Annotated in this window: 9 protein-coding genes and 1 pseudogene; 8 read left to right on the forward strand and 2 right to left on the reverse strand. The window is 39.4% G+C overall.

The window, feature by feature from the left end; genetic code table 11:
• Positions 1-270 precede the first annotated feature (270 nt).
• The 4 genes and pseudogenes from GUU89_RS03270 (at position 271) to truB (ending at position 2928) form a co-directional block, all read left to right on the forward strand.
• Positions 271-1145: pseudogene (locus tag GUU89_RS03270) on the forward strand (cell division protein FtsX).
• Positions 1146-1163: 18 nt separating this feature from the next.
• Positions 1164-1406, forward strand: a complete 243-nt coding sequence (locus GUU89_RS03275; RefSeq protein WP_162126582.1) for a DUF3098 domain-containing protein — start codon at positions 1164-1166, stop codon at positions 1404-1406.
• On the forward strand, positions 1406-2203 hold the full coding sequence (locus GUU89_RS03280; RefSeq protein ID WP_162126583.1) for an undecaprenyl-diphosphate phosphatase: 798 nt from the start codon (positions 1406-1408) through the stop codon (positions 2201-2203). The genes GUU89_RS03275 and GUU89_RS03280 overlap by 1 nt, the downstream gene beginning before the upstream one ends.
• Positions 2203-2928 (forward strand): tRNA pseudouridine(55) synthase TruB, encoded by a 726-nt coding sequence (gene truB, locus GUU89_RS03285; protein ID WP_162126584.1) that lies wholly within the window; start codon positions 2203-2205, stop codon positions 2926-2928. The genes GUU89_RS03280 and truB overlap by 1 nt, the downstream gene beginning before the upstream one ends.
• Here the strand turns inward: truB and GUU89_RS03290 are convergent.
• Positions 2884-3486 (reverse strand): thioredoxin family protein, encoded by a 603-nt coding sequence (locus tag GUU89_RS03290; protein ID WP_162126585.1) that lies wholly within the window; start codon positions 3484-3486, stop codon positions 2884-2886. The two genes, truB and GUU89_RS03290, sit on opposite strands and share 45 nt — an antisense overlap.
• 136 nt (positions 3487-3622) lie before the next feature.
• Here GUU89_RS03290 and pyrH point away from each other — a divergent pair, with 136 nt between their 5' ends.
• The 3 genes from pyrH to GUU89_RS03305 all read left to right on the forward strand — a co-directional run bounded on the left by pyrH (position 3623) and on the right by GUU89_RS03305 (position 7490).
• On the forward strand, positions 3623-4330 hold the full coding sequence (gene pyrH, locus GUU89_RS03295; protein WP_162126586.1) for a UMP kinase: 708 nt from the start codon (positions 3623-3625) through the stop codon (positions 4328-4330).
• Between the two features lie 24 nt (positions 4331-4354).
• On the forward strand, positions 4355-4915 hold the full coding sequence (frr, locus tag GUU89_RS03300; RefSeq protein WP_162126587.1) for a ribosome recycling factor: 561 nt from the start codon (positions 4355-4357) through the stop codon (positions 4913-4915).
• 85 nt (positions 4916-5000) lie between these two features.
• A complete protein-coding gene (locus tag GUU89_RS03305) occupies positions 5001-7490 on the forward strand; it encodes a DUF5686 family protein (RefSeq protein ID WP_162126588.1) in 2490 nt (829 codons plus the stop codon).
• Between the two features lies 1 nt (position 7491).
• Here the strand turns inward: GUU89_RS03305 and GUU89_RS03310 are convergent, their stop codons facing one another.
• On the reverse strand, positions 7492-9762 hold the full coding sequence (locus GUU89_RS03310; RefSeq protein WP_162126589.1) for a cation:proton antiporter: 2271 nt from the start codon (positions 9760-9762) through the stop codon (positions 7492-7494).
• Between the two features lie 186 nt (positions 9763-9948).
• Here GUU89_RS03310 and GUU89_RS03315 point away from each other — a divergent pair, with 186 nt between their 5' ends.
• Complete coding sequence (locus GUU89_RS03315) at positions 9949-12360, forward strand: efflux RND transporter permease subunit (RefSeq protein ID WP_162126590.1); 2412 nt, start codon at positions 9949-9951, stop codon at positions 12358-12360.
• The last annotated feature ends 2 nt before the right edge of the window (positions 12361-12362 follow it).

Raw genomic sequence — 12362 nt, forward strand, 5'->3', positions numbered from 1 at the left:
ATGCTGTCGCCCTGCGGGCTCGAGTCATTACTAATTTACATCAATACATTTACTTTTTAGCCCCGATGGGAGCTGGCTACCGTGTAGCGCGGACAGCGGGAAAATGGTTTACTGAAACTGCCCAAACCACTCGCTTCCCAAGCTAAATTTGGGAAAGCCTACACAATTTAAGCGGCAAATTTACGTTTATTATAATAAAGTTAAAAGTTTGTACGTTATAAAGGGGAAAAACAATTTTCTTTATTATTTTTACGGCTTAAATCACTGTTTATGTCAGACTCATTTGAAAAGTTTCAGAAGCGCAGAGTAATTACCTCTTATTTTTCGGTAGTGTTGAGTATCTTTTTGGTGTTGTTTTTATTGGGATATTGGGACTTTTTGTCATCAATTCCAAACGATTATCAGACAATTTCAAGGAAGAGATTGTGATGACGGTTTTCTTTAAAAACGAAGCGACCGACTCGGTAACTACGGCCTTCAACAGTGAATTGAAAACGGCCAAATTTGCCAAATCTTTTGAATACGTTTCGAAAGAAAAAGCGGCCGCGCAACATAAAAAAGTAATCGGAGAAGATTTTATGCAGTTTTTGGGTGTGAATCCGTTGCAGAATTCGTTTGACATTCACCTCAAAGCGGATTATGTAACCAATCCTGAAATTGCCAAAATTGAGAATCGTTTGCGCAAAAATGAAATGGTAGCCGATATTGTATACGACAAGCAATTGGTGACCTTAGTCAACGACAACATCAAAAATATCAGTATGTGGATTTTGATTGTAAGTTGTGTGTTCGCTTTGGTTTCGGTCTTGTTGATTAACAGTTCGCTGCGTTTATCCATTTATTCCAACCGCTTTATCATTAAAACGATGCAAATGGTGGGCGCTACCAAATCGTTTATCCGAAAACCGTTTATCAAGACCAATGTTATTCTAGGTTTTATAGGTGCGGTGTTGGCGATTTTGGCGTTGATTGGCGTACTGATTTATATTCAAGCTACTTTCCCGAATTTGGGCATAATGGAAAACCAACTGGCTATTACTGCAGTGCTTTTGGGCGTTTTGGTTTTGGGTATCGTGATTACTTGGATCAGTACTTATTTTGCCACCCAACGCTTTTTGAATTTGAGAACCGACGATTTGTATTAAACTGAAAGACCATAGACCATGAAAGATAACGAGCAAAAACCGGATTTCCTTTTTGACAAGGTAAACTACAAAATATTATTAATAGGGATTGCCGTGATTGGCGTTGGCTTCATTTTGATGAGTGGCGGCGGCAGTGATGACCCGAAAGTGTGGAACGATGCGGTTTTCAACTTCAGAAGGATTCGCTTGGCTCCAACCGTAGTTTTGATTGGGTTTGGAATTACGATTTATGCCATTTTCAAAAAATCTAAAACAGCCTAATGGATTACATTCAAGCCGTTGTACTGGCTATTATTGAAGGCATCACCGAGTTTTTACCGATTTCTTCTACGGGGCACATGATTATTGCTTCTTCGTTTTTTGGGATTGCTCATGACGATTTTACCAAATTATTTACCGTGGTCATTCAGTTGGGTGCCATTCTATCGGTAGTGGTTTTGTATTTCAAGCGCTTTTTTCAAACCCTTGATTTTTATTTCAAATTGCTGGTCGCTTTTATACCGGCGGTGGTTTTCGGGTTGCTATTCAGCAAAAAGATTGACGCTTTGTTGGAAAATCCGGTAACAGTAGCGGTATCGCTTTTGCTGGGCGGTATCATTTTACTTAAAGTAGATGATTGGTTTACTGATAAAGAGGAAACACAGGAAACTGAAAAAATAAGTTATGCTACCGCTTTAAAAATTGGATTGTTTCAATGTTTGGCCATGATTCCCGGTGTTTCCCGAAGTGGTGCTAGTATCATTGGCGGTATGTCACAAAAACTATCGCGAACAACAGCAGCGGAATTTTCATTTTTCTTAGCTGTACCTACTATGTTGGGAGCCACCGTTAAAAAATGTTATGATTACTACAAAGACGGTTTTGTATTGTCACACGATCAAATCAACTTTTTGATAGTGGGTAATGTCGTGGCTTTTATAGTGGCGATGTTGGCCATCAAATCGTTCATCGGGTACTTGTCTAAACACGGCTTTAAAATGTTTGGGTATTACCGAATTGTGGCTGGTTTGGCCATTCTTATTATTCATTTCTTCGTATTACAACTAACCACCATCTAATGACTGCCGAAGATTTCTTAGAAGGGCAAGTGCTTTTGATTGACAAGCCGCTAACCTGGTCTTCCTTTCAGGCGGTTAATAAGTTGAAATACATCCTGAAACGAAAGTACGATCTTCCGAAGAAATTTAAGATTGGTCATGCGGGCACTTTAGACCCATTGGCTACCGGTTTACTGATTGTTTGCACCGGAAAGTTTACCAAAAAAATCACAGAAATTCAGGGCCAAGCCAAAGAATATACCGGAACCATTACGGTGGGAGCAACAACGCCTTCCTATGATATGGAAACGGAAGTGGATGCCACCTTCCCAACGGAACATATTACGGAAGCTTTACTTTTAGAAACGGTCAAGCAGTTTTTAGGCGAAATCGATCAAAAACCGCCCGTGTTTTCGGCTATAAAGAAAGACGGCATACGGTTATACGAACATGCTCGTGCCGGAGAAGAAGTTGAAATTCAGGCGCGCAAAACCACCATACACGAATTTGAAATTACGCGAATTGCTTTACCCGAAATTGACTTCAGAGTCAAATGCAGCAAAGGCACTTATATTCGTTCTTTAGCTTTTGACTTTGGAAAAGCATTGCATTCTGGTGGGTACTTATCTGTTTTAAGAAGAACTAAAATCGGGATTACTCCGTTGCTGATGGTACTACTCCTGCTGAATTTGAAAAACAACTTACTCAAGACTAAGCATCAAGTCCATAATTTCCTGTTGGATTGACAATCCTTTGTCGTGAAAATACCATAGGTGCAATTCAGATTTTCCTTTTTCATCTACTACCCCATGTTGTGCTTTATAGTCTAGAATGAGTTGTATGGCTCCTTGAGGTCTTGGCCCAAAATCACCCAAAACTTCCAAAGTATTTTTATCTAAAACAATTAGTTTCGGAACAGACTTGGTGCCGTTGGTTAAAAATAAATTCATCAGCACTTCGTTTTCATCCCGAAAAACAATTCTTAAATCGATGTGGGTCGAAAGCTCCGCCATTTTATGAATAACCGGAACAATTTGTGCTGAGTCGCCACACCAACCTTCGGAGATAAGCAACCAAATATAGTCGCGATTTAAGTACTCCAGTTTGGCTGCAATGTCTTCAGAAATTTTTATGGTTTTCTCTAAACGGTTCATGCGCGTTTCATTCAATTCGGTATAGTGCAACAAAGCTTCCGATTGCTCATTTCCGGTTACTTTCCCTTCTGCAAACAAAGTAGTGACGCGGTTTCTGTATTCGGTATATGTAATGCTTTTGAGTAAACTTTGCTCGATAATAGCTTTCATAAATTATGATTTTTTCGGATGCGAAGGTACAAAACCAAAAAGCGCAAAAACATGATAATTGTTACCCAACAATATTTTTATCGAATAGGGTACAAAAACAGAATATGTTTATATTTGCACCCAAACAAACCAACTTATGAAATACAAAAGAATTCTTCTAAAACTAAGCGGCGAAGCATTGATGGGCGAAAGACAATATGGAATCGACCCCAAAATACTAGCCGAATACGCTGATGAAATCAAACAAATTCATGACAAAGGCGTTGAAATTGCCATTGTGATTGGTGGCGGAAATATTTTTAGAGGAGTAGCCGGAGCCAGTAACGGTATGGACCGTGTGCAAGGGGATTATATGGGAATGTTAGCTACCGTGATTAACGGAATGGCATTACAAGGAGCCCTGGAAGATAAAGGCATGTTGACGCGCTTGCAAACCGCTTTAAAAATAGAAGCTATAGCCGAACCTTATATCAAAAGAAGAGCCGTTCGTCATTTGGAAAAAGGAAGAATTGTTATTTTTGGAGCCGGAACCGGAAATCCGTATTTCACTACTGATACAGCTGCCGTTTTGCGTGGTGTAGAAGTTGATGCCGATGTGATTTTGAAAGGAACCCGTGTAGACGGTATTTATGATGCTGATCCGGAGAAAAATCCAAATGCCGTGAAATTTGACAGCATTTCTTTTGAAGATGTTATCAAAAAAGGATTAAATGTTATGGATTCGACTGCCTTTACTTTAAGTCAGGAAAATGAATTACCGATAGTAGTTTTTGACATGAACAAAAAAGGAAATCTAATCAAAATTTGCGAAGGCGAAAATATAGGAACCGTAGTTAAAATATAATTTACTACTCTGAAAATAATTAAAATGGAAGAAATTGAATTTATTTTAGACAGCACCAAAGAATCTATGAACGGTTCGATTGCGCATTTAGAAAAAGAATTTTTAAACATCCGTGCCGGAAAAGCTACACCGCAAATGTTAGGAGGCGTATTCGTAGATTATTATGGTTCGCAAACCCCATTGTCTCAAGTAGCCAACATCAATGTGCCGGATGCCAGAACCATCACCATCACACCATGGGAAAAAGCGATGTTGCATCCTATTGAAAAAGCCATTATGATTGCCAATCTGGGATTTAATCCTATGAATAACGGTGATAACATTATTATTAATGTGCCGGCATTGACAGAAGAAAGAAGACGCGACTTGGTAAAACAAGCCAAAGCAGAAGCGGAAGATGCTAAAATCGGGATTCGAAATGCCCGTAAAGAAGCTAACACCGACATCAAAAAACTGGAAAAAGAGGGCACTTCGGAAGATATTTGCAAAACGGCTGAAGATGACGTGCAAAAACTGACGGATGCGTTCATCAAAAAAATTGACGAGCATTTGCTTCACAAAGAAGCTGAAATCATGAAAGTGTAACTTTGTTAATTCGATATTAAAATCCGCTCTGTGCGGATTTTTTTATTCCTATTTTTGCAAAAGATTTTGTGCCAATCCCTTTCAAATGAAGCAACTATTTCTTTGGTTTTTACTCTCCTCGCTGTCGCTTCACGCACAAATTCAGGTCAATGGAATTATAAAGGATGGAGACTCAAAAAAACCACTTCCTTTTGCTACGATTTCTACTGAAATTGGTTTCTCTACTGTAGCCGATGTAGATGGAAAATTTTATTTCTCGTTGCCTTCACAACCGGAAACACTGACCATTACCTATGTAGGCTATGAAGCAAAAACCATTTCGCTGTTTGAAACCAAATCATTTTTTACCGTTTTACTTTCGCCCAAAACCGATGTGCTAAAAGAAGTAGTGGTCACAAATGAAAATCCGGCCAACGCCATTATTGCTAAAGTGATTCAGCAGAAAGAAGCCAATAATCCACAAAAAAAGCTAAGTACTTTTCAATTCAAATCGTACAATAAATTACTGGTAACCGCCCATCCCGACTCTATCGTGGGGAAAATTGACACCCTTTATACCGATGCCGTCACCAAAGATAAGATTGCCAAAATTGATTCCTCCGATTATAAGTTCAAAAAAATAATTACCAAACAGCATTTGTTTCTGACGGAAAAAGTATCGCTGTTTCAATTTGAAAAACCACTACTGAAAGAAACCATAATCGGCACCAAAATGGCCGGATTCAAAGAGCCCATCTACGAGTTGCTGGGCTTTAGTTTGCAGTCGTTTTCTGTTTATGACGAAAAATATGAGCTGTCGGAAACCAAATATAAAAGTCCGATTGCCTATAGAGCCCTGAAGGAATACCGGTATAAAATTTTGGACACGACTTCCATCAATAATCGCCCGGTGGTGGTGATTTACTTCAAAAACAAAATCAGCACCAAAGGACTGGAAGGCTTACTGTATATTGACACCCAAAACTATGCGGTTGCCAAAGCCGTGATGCGCATTCGTGGTGTTTTAGACATTACCGGAATTCACGAGTTTCGTTATTTGCCCACTGAAAATGTTTGGTTTCCCATTCGTAAAAATTTTAAAATCGTAAAAGGAAAAAGCAAAGAGCCCACAACCATTTTAGGAGGAAGAATTGAGTTTGCCGCCGAGGACGATGATACCGGCACCAATAAAAGAAACGCTTCTGATTTCACCTATCTTTCTTCAGAAATGCAAGTGGTCAATTTAGAGGTCAACAACGATGTGAAAATCAAAAAATCATCCATCACCATTGATGTGAAAAGCAACGCCAACAACAGAGAAAACAGCTTTTGGCGACAAAACCGTATCGACAGTCTGGACACGCGAAGTGAGCGAACGTATGTGGTATTAGACAGCTTGGTCACCAAACAAAAAATTGAAAAGAAAATCAAATTTGGTCGGAAAATCATCAATGGTTATTTGCTTTTCGGCCCTTTTGATATTGATTTGCGTTCCTTGCTGAGTTACAATAATTATGAAGGGTTTCGCTTGGGTCTTGGCGGAATTACCAATGAGCAATTTTCGAAGGTTTTCCGTATCGAAGGCTACACGGCTTATGGTTTGAAAGATGAAGCATTCAAGTACAATTTAGGCACTGCCATCAGAATAGGCAATGCTTCCAGCACTTGGGTTGGTGGTTCATACACAGATGATGTGCGGGAGATAGCGAGTACTAATTTCGCTACTGACAAACGGGTATTCAAACTCTATGACCCCAGACCCATTAACATCAGTACGTTCTACAGTCACATAACTTGGCGCGGTTATATTGAAACCAAAATTATTCCGAAAACAGAAAGCGTTTGGCAACTAACCTACAGCGAAATCAGTCCGTTGTTTAATTACACATTTGATTATAACGGAAAGATGTACCGCGATTTTACTATGACCACAGCCCTATTTTCGATACAATGGAACCCGTTAAGCAATTATATGCAAACGCCGAACGGTCGGATTGAATATGAAAAAAGGTTCCCGAGGTTTGCTTTGCAGTTCACCAAATCCATTCCGCATTTCTTAAACAATGATTTTGATTTCAGTAAAATTGATGCCCGTATCGAGTATGAAAAAAAATACCTGAACGGACAAAAATCGGAAGTATTGGTACAAGCCGGGTATTCGTTGGGCGCTGTTCCGTTGACGCATTTATATAACACTTCTCCCAACAACCTGACCAAAGACAACATCATGCAGCGTATTACCATCGCCGGTAAAAACAGTTTTGAAACCATGTATTTCAATGAGTTTTTTTCAAGCGAATTTGTAATGTTGCAACTCAAACACGGGTTCAAACGAGTGGAATTATTCTCAAAAGTAAAACCTTCCTTAGTTTTAGTTACCCGAATGGTGTGGGGAAATATCAAAAATCCGGAGCGTCATATTGGTCTTGATTATAAAACGTTGGACCAAGGTTTATTCGAATCGGGCATTGAGCTTAACCAAATTTACAAAGGTTTCGGCTTAACCGGTTTCTATCGCTACGGTCCCAATCAGCTAAGTCGATTGGAAGATAACTTAGCTGTGAAGTTAAGTTTTGTTTTAGACTTAGGATTGTAACTTATGGCTTAATAATCAAAACAGAAGGGATATCTGTTAACCAGCTCACTTCGTCATCTACCATTTTTTTCCAGGTTTCCATACTGAAAATCACCAAATCTTGTTGCGACAATAGTGGTTTGTTTAGTTTTTCCGGATTGATTACCTCGATATTATCCGGGTATTTTTGCTCTAAAGCCGCCAACGCATTTTCAACAATAAAGTTGTTTTTGGTTTGCCCGTGATTTTCTAAAATGGTGACATGTGAGTCATTGTTGAAGATTAATTTTTGCGCATAATCAATCAGGAACACATCGCCAATGGCATAAACACCCACAAAAACCTTATCAACCTTATGCAAATCTTTGTCGATTAAAATGCCTAACGGGGTTTTGGTTTTGGAGATGATTAAACGCGTTCTGTCATCAAAAGGAGAGTTTTCAAACAAGCCTTCTTTTCCTTTGAATTTGTCTAACAATCGGTCCGGATTGATGATACGCGAAGTAAAGCCAAGCACTTTACCCAACAACGTTCCCTCGAAAATAGATTTTCCTAAACCTACCAGCACAAAATCAAACTTTCCTTCTAAGGCAATGTCGGCTATATCCGATTCCATATCACCGGTGGCTTTGAAGATAGTGGTGATTTCCTGATTCAATTTCTTGGATTCTTTATAAATAGGCTCAAAAACTTCCGCTTCGTAAGACGTTAAATTATACGAATGCATTTCGTCGCTGTTAGATAAATGCATCGCCGTAACATTGGCGGTTTCAGTTTGTTTCTTTACCAAACTGTTGGCCAAACGAAGCAATGATTTTCCTTTTTCATTGTTGCCAAAAGAAATCAGAATTTTAAACTCCGCTTTCTTCTTAACCTCTGAAGGAATAATAACGTCTTTGGTTTTAAATATAAAATTGATGATGTCCAGTGCCGGCCCCGTCATGAAGGTGGTAACTAATGCCATAATCACCATCATAGTAAATATTTTTGGGGAAAGCACGCCTAATTCGTACCCAATGTTTAAAACCACTAATTCCATCAATCCTCTGGTGTTCATCAAGGCTCCAATAGTCAAACTATCACGCCAGTTCTGACCAACAAACTTAGCCGCCAAAGCACTTCCGAAAAACTTACCGGCTACGGCAACCGCAATAATACAACCCGTAACTTTCCATAAATAGGGTTCATTAATCAATCCTATTTCAGTTCGCAATCCGGTGAATACAAAGAACAAGGGCAGCAATAAAATCACCGATACATCTTCTACTTTTTCGATGAAAATATTTCTGAAACGGGAAATATCCGGCATAATCGAGCCCATCATAAAGGCCCCAAACAAAGCATGGATTCCGATAACTTCTGTCACATAAGCCGAAACAATCAAGGTCAAAAGAAAAATAGCCACGACCGGTTTTTTAATATTGTCTTTTTTGGCATACAAATCGCCGACACGTTTTAAGAACGGCTTTACCACAAACAACATCAACAAAACATAAACGATGGCCAATCCGATTACGTATAACGAACTCACAAAACTTCCGGCTTTTACAATGGCAATAACCACCGCTAGTATACACCAAGCAGTGATATCATCGGCAGCGGCACAAGTAATAACAATCGTTCCCAAACGGGTTTTGTGAATACCTCGCTCCTGCACTATTCGGGCCAAAACCGGAAAAGCCGTGATGCTCATCGCAATGCCCATAAACAAACTGAACGACAAAAACTCAACGCCGGCCGGAGCAAACTGATGGTAGATATAATAAGATAATCCGATACCTAAAGCAAACGGAATTACAATACTGGCATGACTGATAACGACCGCTTCATTGGCTTTGTTCTTCAGTACTTTCAAGTCGAGCTCCATTCCAATGACAAACATGAAGAGGATTAAACCCACCTGACTTAACAATTGTAAATTCCCCAAAGAATCAACCGGGAACAAGGCTTCTTTCATATCCGGAAAATACAAGCCAAAAAGCGAAGGTCCCAAAACAATACCAGCAATGATTTCCCCAATTACCGTAGGTTGTCCAATCTTTCTGAAGATCCACCCGAAAACACGAGCCACCAATACAATGGTAATGATTTGAAAAAGCAATAACGCCAGCGGATGTTGCAGGTTGTGAAATAATGAGGAGAGAAATTGCGCCCATTGCGTGTCAGATGAGGAAGGTGAAATAATTTTTCGGCCTACTTCTAACAATTTCCCTTGTTCTACTATCCAGTACATCAAGGCGGTAAACCCTCCGGTAACGGTTAAGTAGAATAACGTATTTTTTAAATTTCTCATCCAACTAATTATGACGTTCTGCCTACAAAGATGCTAAAAAGCAATGTAATTTTTTAGATTTTTTTTGGCCGTTAACAATAATTTAATCCTTGCCTTTTGTCGCATGTTAAATTCAATAAAACTTTTGAGAATTCTTACCCATTTTTGTCCGTTTTCATTACCTTTGCAACCGTTTTAAAAATGAGAATGAAAAAGAAATTAACTGCCGGATTTTGGGAATTTCTCGCCGGAATTATTCTGAGAAACCGAATTGCCATCAGCATCGGAATTGTGGTACTAACCATCTTCCTGGCCATGCAATGGAAAAATGTGGGCATGACCTACAACGAAGCCAACTTATTGCCTAAAAATCACAAAGCCAATAAAGATTACACCCAGTTCCTGAATACTTTTGGCGAAGAAGGAAACCTCATCGTTATCGGCATTAAAGACAATACTTTTTTCACCCCAAAAGCTTATAAAGCTTGGAATGAAATGATGACCAATTTGAAGTCCCACAAGGAGGTTGAGTTAGTAGTGTCGTTGAATGACTTGAAGAAACTGCAGAAAAACGACGCTTTAGAAAAATTTGAATTAGTTCCGTTAATCGACCAAAAAAGAACGGTTGACCCGGCTTATTTAACCGAAATCAAAAGGCAACTTTTTAACGACTTGCCGTTTTATGAAGGGTTGCTTTTCAATAAAAAATCGGGCAGCATTCGTTCAGCCATTTACATCAACAAGAAAGTGGTTAACTCACCCATTCGAAAAGAATTCATCTTAAACGTGGTGGTTCCCGAGGTAGAAAAGTTTGAAAAAGCCACCAAAATTGATTTGAAAGTATCGGGCATGCCTTATATCCGAACCATCAATACCGAGAACATGAAAGGCGAAATCGGTTTGTTCATCGGCGCTGCTTTGTTTATCACTTCCTTGATTTTCTTTTTGTTTTTCCGTTCGCACCGCGCCACATTTATCTCTATTTGCATCTTAATCGTAGGTGTGATGTGGTCCTTCGGAACCTTAGGATTGTTTCATTACAAAATCACAATACTAACAGCTATTATTCCGCCGTTAATCATCGTTATCGGGATCACCAACTGTATTTTCCTGATTAATAAATACCAACAGGAAATCAAAACGCATCGCAATCAGGCCAAGGCTTTGCAAAGGGTCATTTCCAAAATCGGGGTTTCTACTTTGATGACCAATTTGACTACAGCCATCGGCTTTGCCACGTTCATGATTACCGGAAATGATTTGTTGTATGAATTTGGTTTGGTCACTTCCATCAATGTAATCACGGTTTATTTATTGACGCTGATGGTGGTGCCGATAGTATACAGCTTTATGCCGTTGCCTAAAGAAAAACACCTGAACCATTTGAGCAAAAATTATCTTTCGACGATACTGAATTCGGTAGAAAATTTGGTTAGAAACAAGCGAACCTTAATTTACACCATCTACGGATTGTTGCTGGCTTTAAGTGTAATTGGGGTTTCTCAAATGAAAGTGTCCGGCAGTTTAATTGGTGAAATGCCCAAATCGGCTTCCTTCTTCAAAGACATCGTCTTCTTTGAAAAAGAGTTTAACGGAGTTATGCCTTTGGAAATTATGATTAACACCAAACGCAAAAAAGGCGTGATGAAAGCTTCCACGTTGCGAAAAATGGAGGAACTGCAAAACACCATCGACAGCATTCCTGAACTGTCCAAACCGGTTTCGATTGTTAATTTGGTGAAATACTCCAAGCAGGCTTTTTACAACGGCAATCCTGAATATTACGATTTACCCAATTCACAAGAACAAGCTTTCATTTTGTCGTATGCCAAAAACGCTACCAAAGGGTCTAAAGAAAATTTGATGAAAAGTTACGTGGATAAAACCGGTCAATACGCCCGAATCACTACGTTCATGAAAGACATCGGCACCGAAGAAATGGCGAAAATTGAGCAGAAATTGCACGCCAAAATAGACGCGATTTTCCCAAGCGACAGATACGAAGTAACCGTTACCGGAAAAGCCTTAGTGTTTCAAAAAGGAACCGCCTATTTGGTTGACAACCTCATCGAATCGCTAATCTTTGCCATATTGCTTATTGCCGGATTAATGGCCTACATGTTCCGCTCGTGGAAAATGATTTTTGCTTCGGTCGTTACCAACATACTGCCGCTTTGTATTACTTCAGGATTGATGGGTTACTTTGGTATTCCGTTGAAACCTTCTACTATTTTGGTCTTCAGTATTGCCTTCGGTATCTCGGTGGATAATGCTATTCAGTTTATGGCCAAATACCGTCATGACTTGATTCAGAACGGCGGTAAGATTAAGAAAGCAGTAACAAGTGCGCTACACGAAACCGGAGTTAGTACGTTTTATACTTCGGTGGTTTTGATTTTCGGATTTGCTATCTTTACCTTGTCAAGCTTTGGTGGAACGATTGCTTTGGGCGGATTGATTTCGGTAACGCTTACCTTTGCTATGTTTGCTAACTTGGTTGTTCTTCCGGCTTTGGTATTAACTACCGAAAAATGGGGCGGCAAGAAGGAAATAAAAGACGAAACCGATGAGCCTAGCCTCAATATTTACAGAGATAATTCCGAAGAAAACGAACCATAAAA

Source organism: Flavobacterium phycosphaerae, assembly GCF_010119235.1.
Taxonomy (GTDB): Bacteria; Bacteroidota; Bacteroidia; order Flavobacteriales; family Flavobacteriaceae; genus Flavobacterium; species Flavobacterium phycosphaerae.

Excerpts from the sequence above, each read along its gene's own strand:
- pyrH (WP_162126586.1), top strand. The coding sequence starts at position 3,623 with ATGAAATACAAAAGAATTCTTCTAAAACTAAGCGGCGAAGCATTGATG.
- frr (WP_162126587.1), top strand. The coding sequence starts at position 4,355 with ATGGAAGAAATTGAATTTATTTTAGACAGCACCAAAGAATCTATGAAC.
- GUU89_RS03305 (WP_162126588.1), top strand. The coding sequence starts at position 5,001 with ATGAAGCAACTATTTCTTTGGTTTTTACTCTCCTCGCTGTCGCTTCAC.
- GUU89_RS03280 (WP_162126583.1), top strand. The coding sequence starts at position 1,406 with ATGGATTACATTCAAGCCGTTGTACTGGCTATTATTGAAGGCATCACC.
- GUU89_RS03275 (WP_162126582.1), top strand. The coding sequence starts at position 1,164 with ATGAAAGATAACGAGCAAAAACCGGATTTCCTTTTTGACAAGGTAAAC.
- truB (WP_162126584.1), top strand. The coding sequence starts at position 2,203 with ATGACTGCCGAAGATTTCTTAGAAGGGCAAGTGCTTTTGATTGACAAG.
- GUU89_RS03315 (WP_162126590.1), top strand. The coding sequence starts at position 9,949 with ATGAAAAAGAAATTAACTGCCGGATTTTGGGAATTTCTCGCCGGAATT.
- GUU89_RS03310 (WP_162126589.1), bottom strand. The coding sequence starts at position 9,762 with ATGAGAAATTTAAAAAATACGTTATTCTACTTAACCGTTACCGGAGGG.
- GUU89_RS03290 (WP_162126585.1), bottom strand. The coding sequence starts at position 3,486 with ATGAAAGCTATTATCGAGCAAAGTTTACTCAAAAGCATTACATATACC.